This window comes from Streptomyces sp. NPDC093085 (assembly GCF_040683935.1).
In the GTDB taxonomy this organism is placed as follows: Bacteria; Actinomycetota; Actinomycetes; order Streptomycetales; family Streptomycetaceae; genus Streptomyces.
On the sequence record NZ_JBFBFB010000001.1, the window covers coordinates 58,187 to 79,017 of the forward strand.

The 20,831-nt window shown below is 72.3% G+C and carries 16 protein-coding genes; 12 read left to right on the forward strand and 4 right to left on the reverse strand.

Annotation, left to right across the window (positions count from 1 at the left end):
• The first annotated feature begins 3 nt into the window (after positions 1 to 3).
• From AB0O07_RS00230 to AB0O07_RS00240, 3 genes are all read left to right on the forward strand, one after another.
• On the forward strand, positions 4 to 777 hold the full coding sequence (locus tag AB0O07_RS00230) for a GNAT family N-acetyltransferase (protein ID WP_365624424.1): 774 nt from the start codon (positions 4 to 6) through the stop codon (positions 775 to 777).
• 348 nt (positions 778 to 1,125) lie between these two features.
• Positions 1,126 to 2,979 (forward strand): IucA/IucC family siderophore biosynthesis protein, encoded by a 1,854-nt coding sequence (locus AB0O07_RS00235; RefSeq protein ID WP_365627816.1) that lies wholly within the window; start codon positions 1,126 to 1,128, stop codon positions 2,977 to 2,979.
• A gap of 39 nt (positions 2,980 to 3,018) precedes the next feature.
• Complete coding sequence (locus AB0O07_RS00240; RefSeq protein WP_365624427.1) at positions 3,019 to 4,989, forward strand: ATP-dependent DNA helicase; 1,971 nt, start codon at positions 3,019 to 3,021, stop codon at positions 4,987 to 4,989.
• A 261-nt stretch (positions 4,990 to 5,250) separates the two neighbouring features.
• Here the strand turns inward: AB0O07_RS00240 and lexA are convergent, their stop codons facing one another.
• A complete protein-coding gene (gene lexA, locus AB0O07_RS00245) occupies positions 5,251 to 6,042 on the reverse strand; it encodes a transcriptional repressor LexA (protein ID WP_365624430.1) in 792 nt (263 codons plus the stop codon).
• A gap of 379 nt (positions 6,043 to 6,421) precedes the next feature.
• On the opposite strand from lexA, the gene nrdR reads away from it, so the two are divergent.
• Both nrdR and AB0O07_RS00255 read left to right on the forward strand, forming a co-directional pair.
• A complete protein-coding gene (gene nrdR / locus AB0O07_RS00250) occupies positions 6,422 to 6,931 on the forward strand; it encodes a transcriptional regulator NrdR (protein WP_365624433.1) in 510 nt (169 codons plus the stop codon).
• Positions 6,932 to 7,078: 147 nt separating this feature from the next.
• Entirely contained in the window at positions 7,079 to 9,967 is a 2,889-nt protein-coding gene (locus tag AB0O07_RS00255; protein ID WP_365624435.1) for a vitamin B12-dependent ribonucleotide reductase, read from the forward strand.
• A 174-nt stretch (positions 9,968 to 10,141) separates the two neighbouring features.
• Here AB0O07_RS00255 and AB0O07_RS00260 read toward each other — a convergent pair whose 3' ends face one another.
• A complete protein-coding gene (locus AB0O07_RS00260; protein WP_365624438.1) occupies positions 10,142 to 10,663 on the reverse strand; it encodes a TerD family protein in 522 nt (173 codons plus the stop codon).
• A gap of 217 nt (positions 10,664 to 10,880) precedes the next feature.
• Between AB0O07_RS00260 and AB0O07_RS00265 the strand changes: the two genes are divergently transcribed.
• From AB0O07_RS00265 to AB0O07_RS00285, 5 genes are all read left to right on the forward strand, one after another.
• On the forward strand, positions 10,881 to 11,486 hold the full coding sequence (locus AB0O07_RS00265; RefSeq protein ID WP_365624441.1) for a YdbC family protein: 606 nt from the start codon (positions 10,881 to 10,883) through the stop codon (positions 11,484 to 11,486).
• Between the two features lie 149 nt (positions 11,487 to 11,635).
• A complete protein-coding gene (locus tag AB0O07_RS00270) occupies positions 11,636 to 12,295 on the forward strand; it encodes a histidine phosphatase family protein (protein WP_365624444.1) in 660 nt (219 codons plus the stop codon).
• Between the two features lie 162 nt (positions 12,296 to 12,457).
• Positions 12,458 to 13,381, forward strand: coding sequence for an ADP-ribosylglycohydrolase family protein (locus tag AB0O07_RS00275; protein ID WP_365624447.1), 924 nt, complete (start codon positions 12,458 to 12,460; stop codon positions 13,379 to 13,381).
• Between the two features lie 361 nt (positions 13,382 to 13,742).
• Positions 13,743 to 14,453: a ribonuclease HII gene (locus AB0O07_RS00280; protein WP_365624450.1), complete on the forward strand. Its 711-nt coding sequence runs from the start codon at positions 13,743 to 13,745 to the stop codon at positions 14,451 to 14,453.
• Positions 14,454 to 14,662: 209 nt separating this feature from the next.
• On the forward strand, positions 14,663 to 15,355 hold the full coding sequence (locus tag AB0O07_RS00285) for a hypothetical protein (RefSeq protein WP_365624453.1): 693 nt from the start codon (positions 14,663 to 14,665) through the stop codon (positions 15,353 to 15,355).
• Between the two features lie 161 nt (positions 15,356 to 15,516).
• On the opposite strand, the gene AB0O07_RS00290 is transcribed toward AB0O07_RS00285, so the two are convergent.
• Together AB0O07_RS00290 and AB0O07_RS00295 are read right to left on the reverse strand one after the other, a co-directional pair.
• Positions 15,517 to 16,146: a hypothetical protein gene (locus tag AB0O07_RS00290; protein ID WP_365624456.1), complete on the reverse strand. Its 630-nt coding sequence runs from the start codon at positions 16,144 to 16,146 to the stop codon at positions 15,517 to 15,519.
• Positions 16,147 to 16,383: 237 nt separating this feature from the next.
• On the reverse strand, positions 16,384 to 18,555 hold the full coding sequence (locus AB0O07_RS00295; protein ID WP_365624459.1) for a RecQ family ATP-dependent DNA helicase: 2,172 nt from the start codon (positions 18,553 to 18,555) through the stop codon (positions 16,384 to 16,386).
• Positions 18,556 to 18,664: 109 nt separating this feature from the next.
• Between AB0O07_RS00295 and AB0O07_RS00300 the strand changes: the two genes are divergently transcribed.
• Together AB0O07_RS00300 and AB0O07_RS00305 are read left to right on the forward strand one after the other, a co-directional pair.
• A complete protein-coding gene (locus tag AB0O07_RS00300; RefSeq protein ID WP_365624462.1) occupies positions 18,665 to 19,996 on the forward strand; it encodes a DUF4192 domain-containing protein in 1,332 nt (443 codons plus the stop codon).
• Between the two features lie 70 nt (positions 19,997 to 20,066).
• Positions 20,067 to 20,831, forward strand: coding sequence for an NUDIX domain-containing protein (locus AB0O07_RS00305; RefSeq protein WP_365624465.1), 765 nt, complete (start codon positions 20,067 to 20,069; stop codon positions 20,829 to 20,831).

Below are 20,831 nucleotides of genomic sequence, written 5' to 3' on the forward strand. Positions count from 1 at the left end.
ACTGTGCCTTCCACCGAAGCGAGCACCGACACCGGAACCGGCCCCGGCACATCCCCGCACGAGGCCGTCGAGGACACCCTCGACCTGAGGCTGTCCGACGAACTCGTCACCCTGCTCGGCTCGGGCGGGCCAGGTGGCTCGGACGTCTCGGGCGGCTCGTGCGGGCGGAACGCCGCGTCCGCGCCGCCCGGCGGCCCCACCACCGGTGATCTGCTCGACACCCCGGCGCGCTGGGGGCCCGTGGCCACCGCCGCCGGGGTCTTCCAGCTCGTACCGGTCCATATGGAGCGCGACCTGGCCCTGATCAGCGGGTGGATGAACGATCCGGCAGTCGCCGCGTTCTGGCATCTCGCGGGCGCCCCGGAACGCACCGAGGCCCATGTGCGGCCACAACTCGACGGCGACGGGCGTACGCTGCCCTGTCTCGGGGTGCTCGACGGCGTCCCCATGAGCTACTGGGAGCTGTACCGCGCCGACCTCGACCCCCTCGCGCGCCACTACCCCGCGCGCCCCCATGACACCGGGATCCATCTGCTCCTCGGCGGGGTCGCCAACCGGGGGCGCGGCGTCGGCACCGTCTTGCTGCGGGCCGTCGCCGATCTGGTCCTCGACCACCGGCCCCGGTGCGCCCGGGTCGTCGCGGAGCCCGATCTGCGGAACACGCCCTCGGTCGCGGCCTTCCTCGGCGCGGGGTTCCGCTTCGCCGCGGAGGTCGACCTGCCCGACAAACGCGCCGCGCTCATGGTCCGTGACCGTGCTCTGCGTGACCTCCTGTAAACGATCCGCCCTCCCGTCAACCCCGTAAGCCGCGTTCACCCGAGCCACCGGGCTCTCCCGTTCCCCCCCGCCGTCCCCGTTCCCGTTCCGTTCCCGCCCCGGTCCCGTCCCATCCCGTTCTCGTTTCCCCCTTTCCCTCCCTGTCCCCGTTTCTCCGTACCCATCGTCCTGTACGGGGCGTACGCACCCTGGTACGCCCCGTCGACCGTTCCGTTGCACGTCCCGCTCGAACCCCACCGGTTCCCCTCCCCAGGAGTCCTCGTGCCGACCTCGCCCGCATCCCCCGCAACGTCCCTCTCCGCCCCGTCCGGGCCCCCCTCCGCCGCCGGCCCCGCCGCCGACGGGTCCATAGCCACCCCGCTCTTCGCTCCGCCCGAGCTGAACCCGGTGGCCTGGGAGCGGGCGGCCGGCCGGCTGCTCGCCAAGACGCTGTCCGAGTTCGCGTACGAGGGCATCATCGAGCCGGAGCCCGCGCCCGAACCCGTCTCCGGTGCCGTGCCCGCCTCGGAGGCCGAACCCGAAACGCGCCCCGACCCCGCCGAGGGGACCGGGTGGTACGCCATCACACTCGACGGCGGCGAGAGCCTCACCTTCACCGCCCGGCGCGGCGCCTACGGCCACTGGCGCGTCGACCCCGCCTCCGTACGGTGCGAGGACCGGCCCTTCGGCGACCCGCTCCGCTTCCTGCTCCTCTCCCGGCGGCTGCTCGGTCTCGACGGCACCACCCTCGGCCATCTCGTCCGCGAACTCACCGCCACCCTCGCCGCCGACGCCAAGCTTGGCCACACCGCCCTGAGCGCCGCGGAACTCGCCGACCTCGGCTACGCGGAACTGGAGGGACACCAGACCGGCCACCCCTGGATCGTCCTCAACAAGGGCCGGGTCGGCTTCTCCGCCACCGACACGGACCACTGGGCCCCCGAGGGACGTACCCCCGCCGCCCTCCCCTGGATAGCCGTCTCCACCGCCCTCGCCACCTACCGCGGCGTCCCCGGGCTCGCCGCCCCCGAGCAGCTCTACGCCCTCGAACTCGACGACGCCGTACGCGACCGCTTCGACACCGTGCTGCGTGACCGCGGCCTCGACCCCGCCGACCACCTCTACCTGCCCGTCCACCCCTGGCAGTGGGACGAGGTGCTGCTCCCGCTCTACGCGCCCGCCATAGCCGAGGGGACCATCGTCCCGCTCCCCACCGACGGCGACCTCCGGCTGCCCCAGCAGTCGATCCGGACGTTCCTCAACCTCCGGCGCCCCGACCGCCACACGGTGAAGCTGCCGCTCTCCATCCTCAACACCCTCGTCTGGCGCGGATTGCCCACCGAGCGCACCCTCGCCGCCCCCGCCGTCACCGCCTGGATGCACGGCCTGCGCGACGCGGACCCGTTCCTGCGCGACGAGTGCCGGGTGATCCTCCTCGGCGAGGTCGCCTCCGTGACCGTCGAGCACCCCCTCTACGACCACCTCCCCGAGGTCCCCTACCAGTACAAGGAACTCCTCGGCACCATCTGGCGCGAGCCCCTCCAGACCCAGCTCGCCCCGGGCGAACGCGCCCGCACCCTCGCCTCGCTCATCCATACGGATCCGGCGGGCCGCGCGTTCACCGCCGAGCTGGTGGCGCGCTCCGGGCTCGACCCCGAGGAGTGGCTGCGCCGCCTCTTCACGGCGCTCCTCCCCGCCCTGCTGCACTTCCTCTACCGGTACGGGACGGTCTTCTCCCCGCACGGCGAGAACGCCATCGTCGTCTTCGACGCCCAGGACGTGCCCGTACGGCTCGCGATGAAGGACTTCGTCGACGATGTCAACCTCAGCGCCCGGCCGCTGCCGGAGCACGAGGCGATGCCCGCCGATGTGAAGGACACCCTGCTCACCGAGGACCCCGCGTTTCTGCCCCAGTTCATCCATTCGGGGCTCTTCGTCGGCGTCTTCCGCTATCTGGCCCCGCTCTGCGCGGACCAACTCGACGTGCCGGAGGACGTGTTCTGGTCCCTCGTACGGGCCGAGATCCTCCGCTACCAGGCCCGGTTCCCGGAGCTGAAGGAGCGCTTCGAGACGTTCGACCTGCTCGTCCCGCGGATCGAGCGGCTCTGCCTCAACCGGAACCGGCTCCATCTGGACGGCTACCGGGACCGCTCGGAGCGACCGCACGCCGCCGTGCACGGTACCGTGCCCAACCCGCTCGCGGTCGTACGTACGGACGATTGAACCTGCGCTGTCAGTGGTGACCCGTAGGGTGGTCGGGCTATGACGAAGCCATCACTCCCCGAACTCCTCCACGCCGCCGTCACCTCGGTCGGCGGCGTGGAACGGCCAGGCCAGGTCACCATGGCCGAGGCCGTCGCCCACGCGATCGACGACTCCTCCCACCTGCTCGTCCAGGCCGGGACCGGCACCGGAAAGTCGCTGGGCTATCTGGTGCCGGCCCTGGCCCACGGCGAGCGGGTCGTGGTGGCCACGGCGACCCTGGCGCTCCAGCGCCAGCTCGTCGAGCGCGACCTGCCGCGCACGGTCGACGCGCTCCATCCGCTGCTGCGCCGCAGGCCCGAGTTCGCCATGCTCAAGGGGCGGTCCAACTACCTCTGTCTGCACCGGCTGCGGGAGGGCATGCCCCAGGAGGAGGACGACGGCCTCTTCGACCAGTTCGAGGCCGCCGTGCCGACCAGCAAGCTGGGTCAGGACCTGTTGCGGATGAGGGACTGGGCGGACGAGACGGAGACCGGGGACCGGGACGACCTGACGCCGGGCGTCTCCGACCGCGCCTGGTCCCAGGTGTCGGTGTCGTCGCGGGAGTGCGTGGGGGCGTCGAAGTGCGCGTACGGCGCGGAGTGCTTCGCCGAGGCGGCGCGGGAGCGCGCGAAGCTCGCCGAGGTCGTGGTGACCAACCACGCGCTGCTGGCGATCGACGCGATCGAGGGTGCCCCGGTGCTTCCGCAGCACGAGGTGCTGATCGTGGACGAGGCGCATGAGCTGGTCTCGCGGGCGACCGGGGTGGCGACCGGCGAGCTGACCCCGGGGCAGGTCAACCGCGCCGTACGCCGCGCGGCGAAGCTGGTGAACGAGAAGGCGGCGGACGCGCTCCAGACGGCGGCCGAGGGGTTCGAACGGCTGATGGAGCTGGCGCTGCCGGGGCGCCTGGAGGAGATCCCGGAGGACCTGGGGTTCGCCCTGATGGCGCTGCGGGACGCGGCGCGTACGGTCATCTCGGCGCTCGGGGCGACGCGCGACAAGTCCGTGCAGGACGAGGATGCCGTACGGAAGCAGGCGCTGGCGTCGGTGGAGTCCGTCCACGGGGTGGCGGAGCGGATCGCCAACGGCTCCGAGTGGGATGTCGTCTGGTACGAGCGGCACGACCGGTTCGGGGCCTCGCTGCGGGTCGCCCCGCTCTCCGTGTCGGGGCTGCTGAAGGAGAAGCTCTTCACCGACCGCTCGGTCGTGCTGACGTCGGCGACGCTCAAGCTCGGCGGCGACTTCAACGGGGTGGGCGCCTCGCTGGGGCTGGCGCCCGAGGGCACCGAGGGCGAGGACATCGCGCGGTGGCGGGGCATCGATGTCGGCTCCCCGTTCGACTACCGGAAGCAGGGCATCCTCTATGTCGCGCGCCATCTCTCCGCACCGGGGCGGGAGGGCACACGCGGCGACATGATGGACGAGCTGGCCGAGCTGGTGGAGGCGGCGGGCGGGCGGACGCTGGGGCTCTTCTCGTCCATGCGCGGGGCCCAGGCGGCCGCCGAGGAGCTGCGCGGACGGCTGGACGCGCCGATCCTGCTCCAGGGCGAGGAGACCCTGGGCGAGCTGATCAAGGCGTTCGCCGCCGATCCGAAGACCTGTCTCTTCGGCACGCTCTCGCTCTGGCAGGGCGTGGATGTGCCGGGGCCCAGCTCCCAGCTCGTGGTGATGGACCGGATCCCGTTCCCCAGGCCGGACGACCCGCTGATGAGCGCGCGGCAGAAGGCGGTGGAGGAGGGCGGCGGCAATGGCTTCATGGCCGTGGCCGCCACCCATGCCGCGCTGCTGATGGCCCAGGGCGCCGGACGGCTGGTCCGGGCGACGGGGGACCGGGGGGTGGTGGCCGTCCTCGACCCGAGACTGGCCACGGCCCGGTACGGCGGCTTTCTGCGGGCGTCACTGCCCGACTTCTGGTACACCACGGACCGTAACCAGGTACGGCGGTCACTCGCGACGATCGACGAGGCGGCCCGCGCGGAGGGCCGGTAGACCGGGAGGCCCCCGGTTGGCCAGGGAGGCCGGGGGCCGGTCGGGCGCGGAGGCGCTGACCTGGTGGGGTCGGTGCCGGGGCGGGCGTTTCCGTCACGATGGCGTTGCGGTACACGGCAGTCGGCGTGTACCGCAACCGGCGAGCGGGGCGAGGTGGGGCCGTGTCGGCCCTGGCCCCGTCGTTCGGATGTCCCTGCATGCCTGGTGCGGCCCCGCCAAAGGATCAGGAGGCGGGCCAGGGGGTGTGTGCGGGGCCCGGGGTCAGACCCGGCGCAGGACCGCGACGACCTTGCCGAGGATGGTGGCCTCGTCGCCCGGGATCGGCTGGTACGCCGCGTTGTGCGGGAGCAGCCAGACATGGCCGTCCTCGCGGCGGAAGCGCTTGACCGTCGCCTCGCCGTCCAGCATCGCGGCCACGATGTCGCCGTTCTCCGCGACGGGCTGGCGGCGTACCGTCACCCAGTCGCCGTCGCAGATGGCGGCCTCGATCATCGAGTCACCGACGACCTTCAGCACGAACAGCTCGCCGTCACCCACCAGTTGGCGGGGGAGCGGGAAGACGTCCTCGACGGACTCCTCGGCGAGGATCGGCCCGCCGGCGGCGATCCGGCCGACCAGGGGGACGTACGACGCGGCGGGCTTGCCCGTGGTGTCCGTCTGCTGGGTGCTCGGCTGGTCCGAGCCGCGGACCTCGTACGCCCGCGGCCGGTGCGGGTCGCGGCGCAGGAACCCCTTGCGCTCCAGGGCCATGAGCTGGTGGGCCACCGACGAGGTGCTGGAGAGCCCCACGGCCTGGCCGATCTCCCGCATCGACGGCGGGTACCCACGGCGCTGCACGGAGTCCCGGATGACCTCGATCACCCGGCGCTGCCGGTCCGTGAGACCCGAGCTGTCCGCCCTGATCCCGGGAGGTCGCCCGGGCATCGAACGCGTGGGCTTGGCGCCCTCCGGGTTCGTGCCCGCTTCGTTCACATTCATGGCATGCACCGGATCGAGTCGGCCCTGGGAGCGGTCCTGGGCAGTGATGGTGGCACTGTCTGTGGTGGTGGTCACGGTGGCCCCTCTCGAAATGTTCTCCCTGGCTGGACAACGGTAGTTGCTTTCGAAAGGTTGCGCCAAACACACGTTCGAGTGAAAAATCGCGGAGTCTCCGCCAAGAGCCGCCGACTGGGTGTATGAGCAGGCCTTACGGGGTGCGGTGGCACCGGCCCGCGCCGGACGGGACCCCCCGCCGCCACACGCGACACGCGCCGGGGTCTAGGATGCAGCCGAACCCCAGATCTAGTGGTTGGATTGTCCCGACCGCCCAGAAGTTGTGGTCCCGGGTCTTCGGGCTCCGAGGTCATCGCCTATGCTGGGGGTTGCTTCGAGGGGCCTTTCCGGCCCGTACGGGGCTGTTTCGTCGTGCTGCGCAAGGAAGGGGTTGGGAGCCATGCACTGTCCCTTCTGCAGGCACCCCGACAGCCGGGTCGTCGACAGCCGGACCACCGATGACGGCACGTCCATCCGGCGCCGTCGCCAGTGCCCCGACTGCTCCCGCCGTTTCACGACGGTCGAGACGGCCTCGCTGATGGTGATCAAGCGCAGCGGCGTGACCGAGCCCTTCAGCCGTACCAAGGTCATCTCCGGCGTCCGCAAGGCGTGCCAGGGACGGCCGGTCACCGAGGACGCCCTCGCCAAGCTCGGCCAGCGGGTCGAGGAGGCGGTGCGCGCCACCGGCAGCGCCGAGCTGACCACCCACGACGTGGGACTGGCCATACTCGGCCCCCTGCGGGAACTCGACCTCGTCGCGTACCTGCGATTCGCATCCGTGTACCGGGCGTTCGATTCGCTCGAAGATTTCGAAGCCGCCGTCGCGGAGCTGCGGGAGCGGCCCCCCTCGGCGGAGTGCGGCGAGGAAGAGGGCCTGGCGGCCCCCCTGCCCGCCACCGCCACGGACTGACCGGCCGGCTCGTCACCGGCCGCTCCGCGGCTACCAAGGACCCGCCCGGGTGCCCTGTTGCGCACCCGAGGCTTTTGGACACACATCCCGCGCCGGTGGGAAGAACACGGCGCGGCAGGGTGTTTTTGTACGCATATGGGAGGCGGCATGACAGAGACGGCGAGCGGTTCGGCACGAGGTTCCCGCGCCAAGGGTGCCAAGGCCGGCAAGGGGCTGCGCATCGAGCGGATCCACACGACCCCCGGCGTGCATCCGTACGACGAGGTGGCCTGGGAGCGCCGTGACGTCGTCATGACCAATTGGCGCGACGGCTCGGTCAACTTCGAGCAGCGTGGCGTCGAGTTCCCCGACTTCTGGTCGCTGAACGCGGTCAACATCGTCACCAGCAAGTACTTCCGCGGGGCCGTCGGCACCCCGCAGCGCGAGACCGGGCTCAAGCAGCTCATCGACCGCATCGTGAAGACGTACCGGAAGGCCGGCGAGGAGTACCACTACTTCGCCACGCCCGCCGACGCCGAGATCTTCGAACACGAGCTGGCGTACGCCCTGCTCCACCAGATCTTCAGCTTCAACTCGCCGGTCTGGTTCAACGTCGGCACCCCCCAGCCGCAGCAGGTCTCCGCCTGCTTCATCCTCTCCGTCGACGACTCCATGGACTCGATCCTGGACTGGTACAAGGAAGAGGGGATGATCTTCAAGGGGGGTTCCGGCGCGGGCCTCAACCTCTCCCGGATCCGCTCCTCCAAGGAACTCCTCTCCTCCGGCGGCAACGCCTCGGGCCCCGTCTCCTTCATGCGCGGCGCCGACGCCTCCGCCGGGACGATCAAGTCCGGCGGCGCCACCCGGCGCGCGGCCAAGATGGTCATCCTCGACGTCGACCACCCCGACATCGAGGACTTCATCGAGACCAAGGTCAAGGAGGAGGAGAAGATCCGCGCCCTGCGCGACGCGGGCTTCGACATGGACCTGGGCGGCGACGACATCACCTCCGTCCAGTACCAGAACGCCAACAACTCCGTCCGCGTCAACGACGAGTTCATGAAGGCCGTCGAGTCCGGCGGGAAGTTCGGGCTCCGCGCCCGGATGACCGGCGAGATCATCGAAGAGGTCGAGGCGAAGACGCTCTTCCGCAAGATGGCCGAGGCGGCCTGGGCCTGCGCCGACCCGGGCATCCAGTACGACGACACGATCAACCACTGGCACACCTGCCCCGAGTCCGGCCGGATCAACGGCTCGAACCCGTGCAGCGAGTACATGCACCTGGACAACACCTCGTGCAACCTCGCCTCGCTGAACCTGATGAAGTTCCTCCAGGACGACGGCGAGGGCAACCAGTCCTTCGAGGCCGAGCGCTTCGCCAAGGTCGTCGAGCTGGTCATCACCGCGATGGACATCTCCATCTGCTTCGCGGACTTCCCGACCCGGAAGATCGGCGAGAACACCCGCGCCTTCCGCCAGCTCGGCATCGGCTACGCCAACCTCGGCGCCCTGCTGATGGCCACGGGCCACGCGTACGACTCCGACGGCGGCCGCGCGCTCGCCGGTGCCATCACCTCGCTGATGACCGGCACCTCGTACCGCCGCTCCGCCGAACTGGCCGCGGTCGTCGGCCCGTACGACGGGTACGCCAGGAACGCCCAGCCGCACCGGCGCGTCATGAAGCAGCACGCCGACGCCAACGCCGCCGCCGTCCACGTCGACGACCTGGACAGCCCGGTCTGGGCCGCCGCGACCGAGGCCTGGCAGGACGTCCTGCGCCTCGGGGAGAAGAACGGATTCCGCAACGCCCAGGCGTCGGTCATCGCGCCCACCGGCACCATCGGTCTCGCGATGTCCTGCGACACCACAGGACTGGAGCCCGACCTCGCGCTGGTCAAGTTCAAGAAGCTGGTCGGCGGCGGCTCGATGCAGATCGTCAACGGCACCGTGCCGCAGGCGCTGCGCCGGCTCGGCTACCAGGCGGAGCAGATCGAGGCGATCGTCGAGCACATCGCCGAGCACGGTGTGGTGGTCGACGCGCCCGGTCTGAAGACCGAGCACTACGAGGTCTTCGACTGCGCGATGGGTGAGCGCTCCATCTCCGCGATGGGCCATGTCCGCATGATGGCGGCGATCCAGCCGTGGATCAGCGGCGCGCTCTCCAAGACGGTGAACCTGCCGGAGACGGCCACCGTCGAGGATGTCGAGGAGGTCTACTTCGAGGCGTGGAAGATGGGCGTCAAGGCGCTCGCGATCTACCGCGACAACTGCAAGGTCGGCCAGCCGCTCTCGGCGAAGAAGAAGGACGAGAAGGCCGCGAAGGCCGACGAGAAGATCGCGGAGAAGGCCGAGGAGACCCTCCGCGAGGCCGTCGAGAAGGTCATCGAGTACCGCCCGGTCCGCAAGCGCCTCCCCAAGGGCCGGCCCGGCCTCACCACCTCCTTCACGGTGGGCGGCGCCGAGGGCTACATGACCGCCAACTCCTACCCGGACGACGGTCTCGGTGAGGTCTTCCTCAAGATGTCCAAGCAGGGTTCGACGCTCGCGGGCATGATGGACGCCTTCTCCATCGCCGTGTCGGTCGGTCTCCAGTACGGCGTGCCGCTGGAGACGTACGTCTCGAAGTTCACCAACATGCGCTTCGAGCCGGCCGGTATGACGGACGACCCGGACGTACGGATGGCGCAGTCGATCGTCGACTACATCTTCCGCCGGCTGGCCCTGGACTTCCTGCCCTTCGAGACCCGCTCGGCCCTCGGTATCCACTCGGCCGAGGAGCGCCAGCGCCACCTGGATACCGGTTCGTACGAACCGGCCCTGGACGAGGTCCTCGAAGCCGAGAGTCTGACCACCGCGCCCCGCCCGGCCCCCGCGACGGCCCCCAAGCCGACCGTGATCCCGGCCCCCAAGGAGGCGCACACCTCGGCCGAGCTGGTCGAGATGCAACTCGGCATCAGCGCCGACGCGCCGCTCTGCTTCTCCTGCGGCACCAAGATGCAGCGCGCCGGATCCTGCTACATCTGCGAGGGCTGCGGCTCGACGAGCGGTTGCAGCTAGTGCCGCGACCGGCAATGTTTGCCCGACGGGGCAAAGCTTGCCGGGAGGGGCACTAGGCGTTGACGCGGTGGCCGTACGGCCGTGAGCGGCGGTCGTACGGCCGTGAGAGGGGCCGGCCCGGGTGGCCGGCCCCTCTCGGGGTCGGGCCGGGGCCGGCCGGGGCGGGGCGGGCCCTCAGGCAGTGCCCATGAGGGCGCCGAAGGACTGGGGGTCCGTGTCGAAGCCGCGCAGGGCCGGGTGGAAGTGCCAGGTGCCGGTGGGGTCGCGGGTGAACTCCGCGAAGGTCGCGGCCGTGGCGTCGGGGACGTCGGCGAAGCCGTTCTCCGACAGCTCCGTGTACCCCTCGGTGAGGCGGACCTCCGGGTTGGCTATCTCGCCGAACGTCCTGCGGCCCGCGTGCTGCTGGATGGCCACCCCCACCACAACACGGTGGTAGGCGGAGCCGAGGCGGTCCAGTTCCAGCGTCATCTCCTCGTCGGAGCCGAAGCCCTGGCCCGTACGGCTCTCGCGGTCCAGGGTGATCGTGCCGTCCGGGGAGCGGCTGCCGAAGTGGACCAGGTAGGCGGGGGTGCCGGGGGTGTCCGCCGTATACGTCGCCGCGATGAGGTCCAGGTCGTGGTCGGGTTCGCCCCTGGGGCTGGGATCCCATTTCAGGGTGACCTCGACCTTGGACACCCCTCGGTTGAAACTGCTCACCAGTCCTCCCCCTCCGCCGGAACCCGTGCGCGTCTCCTGAGCCGCTGTACCAGGCTAGACCGCACCACTGACAACCCACCGCGCCATCTGGCCAGTTGGCACCACCTTGGCCGAGACTCGCCGACGGGCGCGTCGTCCCGGGGGTTCCGCGGGGGGTGCCGCCCCGCTCCCGTACCGGGCGTGACCGATGCCACGTACCGCCCCGTACGATGGCGCGGTGCTGGTCAAGTGGATTCGCTGCACCGTGATCGACCGACGAGGTTTCGAACGCGGGCAGCGGAAATGGGCGGGGTTGCTCGGTGAGCCGGGGTTCCGGGGGCAGGGCGGGGGATGGAGCAGGTCGCGCGAGGGCGTCGTCCACATCTTCACGTTCTGGGAGAGCCGGGCGTTCTACGACTCCTTCATGGCGCGCTCGCACGACCGGCTCTCCGCCTCGCAGTCCGGCACCTTCAAGGACGCGCAGGTCAAGCTCTTCGACTACCGCTTCGACGTGAAGACCGGTTTCGAGCCGCGCTTCACCGACGCGGACGTGGTCCGGGTCGCCCACTCCCGGGTGCACGAGGAGCGGGTGGAGCACTTCGCCCTGATGCAGGAGAAGGTGTGGAACCCGGCGATGGCCGGATCGCCCGGGATGGTCCGCGGCCTCTTCGGGGAGGCGCCCGGCCATGAGTTCATCGTCCTGTCCATGTGGCAGTCGGCCGCCGAACACGGCAAGTACCGCGTCGAACGGGTCGAGCGGCTGACGCTCCGTGCCCAGACGGCCACGGATGTCGCGGCCCTGGCCGGCGACGTCATCGACCTGGAGCCCTCCTGGACCGTGTGAGCCCGCAGGGCACGGGGCCCGCGCCGTAGGGGACCGGACCGGGCGAAGACGGTGCGAAGAGGGGCGTCTCACCCGTCCGGCCCTGCCCGGAACCGCCCGTTGCGCCGGGCGGTCGCACGCCCCCGGCACGCGCGATCTAGGGTCGTGTCATGGCACGACCGAGGCGCATTGTCCTTGTCCGGCACGGCGAGTCGGAAGGGAACGCGGATGACACGGTGTACGAGCGCGAGCCCGACCATGCCCTGAGGCTCACCGAGAAGGGGCGCGCGCAGGCCGTGGAGACCGGCGTACGCCTCCGCGAACTGTTCGGCGGCGAGCCCGTCAGCGTCTTCGTCTCGCCCTACCGCCGTACCCACGAGACCTTCGAGGCGTTCGGGCTCGACCCCGGCCAGGTGCGGATACGCGAGGAGCCCCGGCTGCGCGAGCAGGACTGGGGGAACTGGCAGGACCGGGAGGACGTGCGCCTCCAGAAGGCCTACCGTGACGCGTACGGGCACTTCTTCTACCGCTTCGCCCAGGGCGAGTCGGGCGCGGACGTCTACGACCGCGTCGGGGCCTTCCTGGAGTCGCTGCACCGCAGCTTCGAGACGCCCGACTCGCCGGAGAACGTCCTGCTGGTGACCCACGGGCTGACCATGCGGCTGTTCTGCATGCGGTGGTTCCACTGGTCGGTCGCCGAGTTCGAATCGCTCTCCAACCCGGGCAACGCGGAGTACCGGATCCTGCTCCTCGGCGACGACGGGCGCTACACCCTGGACCGGCCGTTCGCCCAGTGGCGCGTACCGGAGCCGTACGGCCGCACCGGGTGACGCCGGACAGGCCGGGGTGCGTACGCCGGAGTGCGCGCACCGGGCGCGTACGCCTGTACCCGTGTGCGCCGGTCGTGTACGCCGGTCATGCGCGCCGGTCACGTACGGACGCCGGAATAAATCCGCGCAGACCGGGCCCGTGCCGACTAAAATATCTGTTCGATGACCTCTGATTCCCGATCCGACTCACGAACCGACCCGCGCTTCGAACGTGCCCTGGCCAGCCTGCGCGGAGTGGCCGTGGGAGACGCCCTGGGCTCCCAGTTCTTCGTACCCGCCAACCTCGCCCTGCTCAAGCGCCGTGAGCTGCCGCCCGGCGACTGGCAGTGGACCGACGACACCGAGATGGCCGCCTCGGTCGTCTCCGTCCTCGCCGGCCACCACCGCATCGACCAGGACGCCCTCGCCCGCTCCTTCGCCGTCCACCACGACTTCGACCGCGGCTACGGGCCCGCCGTCAACCGGATGCTCCGGCTGGTCAGAGAGGGCGGCGACTGGCGCGAACTGGCCGCCGGGCTCTTCGACGGCCGGGGATCCTGGGGCAACGGGGCGGCGATGCGGATCGCGCCGCTCGGCGCCTGGTACGCCGGGGACCCGGAGCAGGCCGCGCACCAGGCCGAGATCTCCGCGTACACCACCCACCAGCACCGCGAGGCCGTCATGGGCGCCATGGCGGTCGCCGTCGCCGCCGCTCTCGCCGCCGCGCCGGACGCCCCGCCCACCCCGGAGGAGCTGCTCGACGGGGTGGTGGCGCTGGTGCCGCGCAGCGCGGTCGGGGCGGGGCTGCGCCGGGCGCGGGACATGCTCGACTACGACGACCCGGGCACCGTCGCCGCCGTCCTCGGCCGTGGCCGGCGCACCGCCGCGCACGACACCGTGCCGTTCGCCCTCTGGTCGGCGGCGCGCGGGCTCGGCGACTTCGAGCGGGCCTTCTGGACGACGGCCCAGGTGGGCGGCGATGTCGACACCAACTGCGCCATCGTCGGGGGAGTGGTCGCGGCGGCTCCCGCCGGGGCGCCGCCGGAGCGCTGGAGGGAGCGCACGGAGGCGCTGCCGGAGTGGCTGGCGGCACCGGCCGCCTCCTGAGGGGCGGACCGGAACCTCAGCGCACTCCTCGCCGCACCTCCCTCGGCGGTTCCGAGAGTGTTCACGAACGCGACCACAAGGTGTCCGCTCCCTGTTCTGTCCCCGTCCCGTCCTTGTCCCCTTTCCCTGGAGGAGTTGGGCTGTGGTGGCCTGTTCCGTGGTCACGGTCTCGTCGGCGTACGGGGCTCAACATGTGCTCCGGCGAAGGCAGTCGGGTCGTTGGGGGGTGACGAGGCCGTCCGCGCCGACCCGCGCCGAGCCGCGAACGGACGCCCCGGGCGGTGCGGAAGGACTCCCCGCGCCACCCGGCGGATACCCGGTCTGTCGCCCGGCCCGTGGGCGGCGTAACCTGGCAGGTGCCATGCCGTACGAACCACCCACGCACACCGTTGAGCGCTCGCTGCGCGCCACCACAGACGCCAGGATCATCGCGGGCGTCGACGAGGTCGGACGCGGAGCGTGGGCAGGTCCGGTCACGGTGTGTGCGTCCGTCACCGGACTGCGCAGACCCCCGGCGGGGCTCACCGACTCCAAGCTCATCACCCCCAGGCGCCGTACGGAGCTGGCCGATGAACTGAAGGCGTGGGTCACGTCGTACGCTCTCGGTCACTCCTCCCCGGAGGAGATCGACGCCCTCGGGATGACTGCGGCGCTGCGGCTCGCCGCCGTACGTGCCCTGGAGGCGCTGCCGGTCCGGCCCGACGCGGTGATCCTGGACGGCAAACACGACTATCTCGGAGGGCCCTGGCGGGTGCGTACGGTCATCAAGGGCGACCAGTCCTGTGTCTCCGTGGCGGCCGCCTCGGTGATCGCCAAGGTGCACAGGGACGCGATGATGGCCGAACTGGGCGCCGGGTCCGAGGAGTACGCACCGTTCGCCTTCGGCGCCAATGCCGGCTACCCCTCACCGGTGCACCGGGCGGCGCTGGAGGAGCGGGGGCCGACACCGCACCACCGGCTCTCGTGGTCCTACCTCGATGCGCTGCCCCGGTGGCGTCATCTCAAGAAGGCCCGGATCCCCGCACCGGTGGCCGCGATCGAAAGCGGGGGCCAACTCGGCTTCGATTTCTGACCGCTGGCCGTCGGGGATGTCCGCCGTCCGGAGCATCCGGCTCCGGAACGTCGGCCTCCGAACGTGAGACTTCCGGTACGGGTCTCTCCGGGACACCCGGTGACCCGACCGGCGAAACCCCCGCCCGGGTGCCTCACGGCCTCGGGCACGGGCCCGAACAAGCCCACCTACCGGTGCTTTTCGTACCGGTGTTTGATAGACATCCAGTCATGCCTCTCATCCCCCAGGAGCCTCAGATTCACGAGAGAGCCCAGGGTCCCAGCGCCGCGTCGGCCACCGGCCGCACCGCTTCGACCCCTCGTCCCGTACCCGGTCCGCGTCCCGTACCCGGGTCGCGCTCCGCGTCGACGCCGAGGCCCGGACGCCCGGGTCCCGGTGCCGCGAGGCCCGCGCCGCCGGCGCAGCGCTCGCACAGCTCCGCCGGTCAGCCGAAGGCGGCCGGTACCCCCGACTCCGTAACCCCTCCTTCGCCTCTTTCCTCCATGGGTGCTCCGGGTGCTTCCGGCACCTCCGGTCTCCAGGTCCAGGTGATCCCGGCGTCGCCGGGGCGCGCGCTGGACGCCGCCGAGGGCGCGATCGACCTGCTGCTGGAAGCGGGCCGGGCGCCGGGCGACATCCTGGTGCTCACCACCGGCGAGCAGCACCCGTGGGCCACCCACGAGCTGTCGTTCGGGGAGAGCGCTTACTGGGCCCAGCACGACGCCCGCGAGGACGTGTTCTTCGCGGACGCCGCCGCCGTCACCCGTGCGCACTCCCGGCCCGTGGTGGTCGTCGCCGTCAACGGTGGCGGTGCCGCCGTCGCCGCCAAGGCGCTGCCCCAGGCCCGTGAGCGGGCCACCGCGCTGCTGGTCGTGTGCGGCGACGCCAAGCGGATCAACGCGGTGCTCGGCGCGGGCGTCTGAGCCGTACGGAGCCCGGCGCGCCCAGGGGGCGCGTCGGCGTCGGTACGTCCCGGCGGTGACCCGGCGGCCCTGTCAGGAGGGTGGCCGGGCCGCTTCGGCGTGCCGTCGCGCGTCGCTGGGGCCGCGGAGGTGTCCGCGGCGCCGCTCGGTCCGCGGCGCGTTCAGCGGGCGGCGGTGCGGCGCTGTGCCTCCACCGCCCCGCCTCCGCCGCGCAGCGGTGCCGCTCCGGGGTCCGCCGTGGACCGTGCGAGGCTCGCGGGCGGCGAGTCGGAACTGGGGCGGCGCCCGCCGCGGCCCTCGCCCAGCACCTGCCAGCCGCCTCGGGTGAGGGTGATGTACGCGCCGCAGCGCAACCCGTGCAGCGTGCACGCGTCGCGCAGCCCCCACATCCAGGCGCCGTCCTCCGCCGTCCAGCGCTCGTCGCCCTCGCGGCAGTAGAGCAGTACGGCCGTGCGCACCGGCGTGCGCCGTCGCAGGTCGTGCGGGATGACCCGGCGCAGATGGGCCAGGAGGGCGTTGCGGAACTCCCAGCCGTCCACCGGCGCGGGGCGTGGCACGAACGAGGCGCTGGCGGCGAGCCGTTCCTCGGCGTCGAGCACGGCGACCACGGCCATGGACGGGGTCGGCGCGTGCCGGCTGTGCAGACCGCTGACCACCTCACGCGGGTTGCGCAGCAGCGGGATCCCGGCGGCGGCCCACTCGGCGGGTTCGAGCGTTCTGGCCGGTCCACCGGTGGACGCGGCCTGGGTGTCGACCGAAGTGGCCGCGGACGGAGCGAATCCGAAGGTCACGTTCCTCCCTTCGCATACGCGCCCTGGGCGCGGGCAGGGTCGGTCGGGGACGTGCCGAGGCACAGCCTGCGCGGAGCGCGGGGGAGGCCGTGCGGGGGCACATCCAATTCTCACCGGCCAGGGGGCGCGCGGCAACGAGCAATTGGCGCCGCTCGCGAGAATGTTCATATATGGCGGCTATATGACTCGGCAGTTCCGGCGGGATCGTGGACGGCCGGCCGCGTGTCGCCCTCCTGATCAGCTCTGCACGGCGAGGACCAGCGGAAACACCCCCTCGGCCCCGGCTCTGCGGAGCAGTCGCGCGGCCACCGCCAGCGTCCACCCGCTCTCCGCGAGGTCGTCGACGAGCAGCACGGGCCCGCCGGCCGCCGCCACCGCCGCCGCCAGCTCCGGGGGCACCGTGAGCGTCTCCCGCAGCGCCCGCACTCGCTGCGCGCCGTTGGTACGGGAGATCCGGGCGCCGTCCGCGCCCGGCGCGTACCCGACCGCCCCGAGCAGCGGCAGCCGGCCGACCTCCGCGATCCGGCTCCCCAGCGACTCCACCAGCCGGGGCCGGGAGCGGGACGCCACCGTGACCACTCCGACCGGCCGGGGCGGCGCGTCCTTCGCCCCCGAGGCCCAGCCGCCGGGCCCCTTCGCCCAGTCGGCGAGCACGCTCACCACGGCGCCCGCCACATCGTCGGGGACCGGACCGTCCGCCGCGTGCGCCGCCAGCATCGGACGGAGTCTGTTCCCCCAGCCGATGTCGGACAGCCGCCCCAGCGCCCGGCCGGGGAAGGACTGTTCGCCCGGTGCGATACGCCCCTTCAGGGCGACCCCGACGGCCGCGAGACCGGTGGGCCACATCTTGCGGGGCTCCACCTCCACGCCTGGCCTGCCCAGTTCACCGCGGGCTGCGTCGAGCGCCCCCGCGCCCACCTTGGCCTCGAAACGGGTCCCCGCGCAGTTGTCGCACCGCCCGCACGGCGCCGCCTCCTCGTCGTCGAGCTGACGCCGCAGGAACTCCATCCGGCACCCGGCCGCCGACGCGTAGTCGCGCATCGCCTGCTCCTCGCTCCGCCGCTGCCGCGCCACCCACGCGTACCGTTCCGTGTCGTACGCCCACGGCCGGCCCGTCGAGGTCCAGCCGCCCTTGACCCGGCGCACCGCCCCGTCCACGTCCAGCACCTTGAGCATCGTCTCCAGGCGGGTCCGCCGCAGCTCCACCAGCGGTTCCAGGGCCGGCAGCGACAGCGGCCGGTCGGCGCGTCCCAGGACGTCGAGGGTGCGCCTGACCAGCTCCTCGGGCGGGAAGGCGACCGAAGCGAAGTACTGCCAGATCGCCTCGTCCTCCGTGCCCGGCAGCAGCAGCACCTCAGCGTGCTCCACCCCGCGCCCGGCGCGCCCCACCTGCTGGTAGTACGCGATGGGGGAGGCGGGTGAACCGAGATGCACCACGAACCCGAGATCCGGCTTGTCGAACCCCATGCCCAGCGCGGACGTCGCCACCAGCGCCTTCACCCGGTTCCCCAGCAGATCGTCCTCCGCCTGCCGGCGCTCCGCGTTCTCCGTACGGCCGGTGTACGAGGCGACCGCGTGCCCGCACTGGCGCAGATACGCGGTCACCTCCTCGGCCGCCGCGACCGTCAGCGTGTAGACGATCCCCGAACCGGGCAGTTCGTCGAGGTGGTCGGCGAGCCAGGCCAGCCGGTGCGCCGCGTCCGGCAGCCGGAGCACATGGAGGCTGAGGCTCTCCCGGTCCAGCGGCCCGCGCAGCACCAGCGCGTCCGTCCCCGCGCCGGTGCCCAACTGCTCGGCGACATCGGCGCTCACCCGGGAGTTGGCCGTGGCCGTCGTCGCCAGCACCGGGACACCGGACGGCAGCTCGGCGAGCATCGTGCGCAGCCGCCGGTAGTCGGGGCGGAAGTCATGGCCCCAGTCCGAGATGCAGTGCGCCTCGTCGACCACCAGCAGCCCCGTCGCCGCCGAGAGCCGGGGGAGCACCTGGTCGCGGAAGTCCGGGTTGTTCAGCCGCTCCGGACTGACCAGCAGGACGTCGACCTCGCCCGCGGACACCTCGGCCTGGACCGTCTCCCACTCCTCCACGTTCGACGAGTTGATCGTCCGGGCCCGGATCCCGGCCCGCGCCGCGGCGTCCACCTGGTTCCGCATGAGCGCGAGCAGCGGCGAGACGATCACCGTCGGCCCCGCGCCCCGCGCGCGCAGCAGCGACGTCGCCACGAAATACACCGCGGACTTGCCCCAGCCCGTGCGCTGGACGACCAGCGCGCGGCGCTTCTCGGCGACCAGCGCCTCGATGGCCCGCCACTGGTCCTCGCGGAGCCGGGCGGTGCCGGTGGCGTCGCCGACGAGACGGGCGAGGACGGAGTCGGCCGAGGCGCGGAGGGCCGCGCGGTCTGTTTCGGTCATGACCCCATGCAACCCGATGGGTCCGACCATCCGCCAACGGGCCCGACGGCCTGTGGACAAGTTATCCACAGGCCCAGCGGGATCCGGCGGGATCGGGCACGGTCGATCCATGAACACGCACCGCGAACACCCCGAACCGACCGGATCCACCGACGAGCAGCGGATCACCCTGCGCAGCCCCGGCGAGCTCGCCGACGCCCTGCCCTACCTACTCGGATTCCACCCCGACGACTCCATCGTCATGGTCGCCCTGCACGGCGAGCGCGGCCGCTTCGGCGGGCGGCTCCGGCTCGGTATTCCCTCCTCGCCACGGGAGTGGCCGGCCATCGCCGGACAGCTCGCCGCCTCGCTGATCGAGAGCAGCGAGCGCCGCCGCTCCCGCCCCGACGGCGCCCTCGTCTTCCTCTGCCAGGACCCGGCGCCGGGCGAGACGGGCCGGCGGACGATGGAGCGGCTGCGCCCCCTCGCCCAGCGGCTGCGCACCGCCTGCGGCGCCCTCGACGTCCCCGTGTACGAGGTGCTGTGCGTCTCCGCGGGCCGCTACTGGTCGTACTGCTGCCCCGACCCGCGGTGCTGTCCCCCGGAAGGCACCGCCCTCGCCGCGCCGGGCACCTCGGTCATGGCCGCTGCCGCCGCCTACGCGGGGATCCAGGTGCGCGGTTCGCTGCGGGAGATGGAGGCGGGACTGGCGCCCTGGACCGAGCCCGCCCCCGTCGCCGCGCAGGAGCGGGCCCTCGACGAGGCGGGCGCCTCGCTGGTGCCCCGGATCCTGATCGGGAACGCCGGCAAGGAGGTCGGTGCCGAGACCCTGACACTCGCCCGCACCCTCATCGACCGGCTGGCCGGGGCGGCGAGCGGCGATCCGGCCGGCCGGGACACCGAGGACGACCTGCTCATCGGTGACCAGGAGGCCGCCGCCGTCATCCTCGGCCTCCAGGACCGGAAGACCCGGGACCGGGCCGCCGAGTGGATGGAGGGCCCGGAAGCCGCGCCCGCGCTCCGGCTCTGGCGCGCCCTCTCCCGCCGCTGCGTCGGGCCGTACGCGGAACACGCCACCGCCCCGCTGACCCTGGCCGGCTGGGTCGCCTGGTCCACCGGGGACGAGCCGGCCGCCCGGGTCGCCCTCGGGCTCGCCCTGCGCCTCGACCCCCGGTACACCTTCGCCCAACTCCTCCACCAGGCCTGCAACGAGGGCCTTGACCCCGAGACACTGCGCCGCTGCCTGCGCGAGGAGCGGGCCGCCCGCACCCGTCCCGAGCCGCGCGCGGTGTGCCGTACGACCGCGCCCCGGAACGCGCCTCCGCCCAGGGCGCGGAGCCTCCCGGCCCCGAGGCGGAGCCGTCCCGGCACCGGGACGGCGCGCCACCGGGGCCGTGTCATGGGCTCCGGTGGCCGCGCGGCGCGGCGCGGCGGACAACGCGGAGGCGGGGGTGGGCGATGACGGTGCGGAAGTACGGGTGTGAATGGTGGGAAGGAGTGTTTATCGTCAGGCAGACGACTAGGATCGCGGCATGTCGCCCTACGACCCCTCGGCCTACCCGGCATTCGCCGTCACCGTCGACCTGGTGGTGCTCACCGTCCGCCGTCACGCGCTCTGCGCGCTGGTCGTACGGCGCGGCGGGCCACCGTTCCAGGGGCGGTGGGCGCTGCCCGGCGGTTTCGTCAAGGCCGACGAGGACCTGGGGCGCGCCGCCGCCCGTGAACTGGCCGAGGAGACCGGGCTCTGCGCCCATGACCCGCTCTCCCCGTCGCCCGGCAACGCCGCGCACCTCGAACAACTCGCCACATACGGCGACCCGGGGCGCGATCCCCGGATGCGGGTGGTCAGCGTGGCGCACCTCGCGCTCGCGCCCGACCTGCCCGCGCCCCGGGCCGGCGGAGACGCCAACAGCGTGCGCTGGTCGCCGGTCGACGCCCTGCTCGGTACGGATAACGGCTTCGGCCGGGAGGGCGAGCACCCCGCCCCGCTCGCCTTCGACCATGCGCGGATCCTCGCGGACGGAGTGGAGCGGGCCCGCTCCAAGATCGAGTACTCCTCGCTCGCCACGGCGTTCTGCCCGTCCGAGTTCACCGTCGGCGAGCTGCGCAGGGTGTACGAGGCGGTGTGGGGCGTGGTGCTCGACCCGCGCAACTTCCACCGGAAGGTCACCGGCACCCCGGGCTTCCTGGTCCCGTCCGGGGGCACCACCACCCGGCAGGGCGGCCGGCCCGCGCAGCTCTTCCGGGCCGGCGGGGCGACCGTACTCAACCCGCCGATGCTCCGTCCCGAGGTCTGA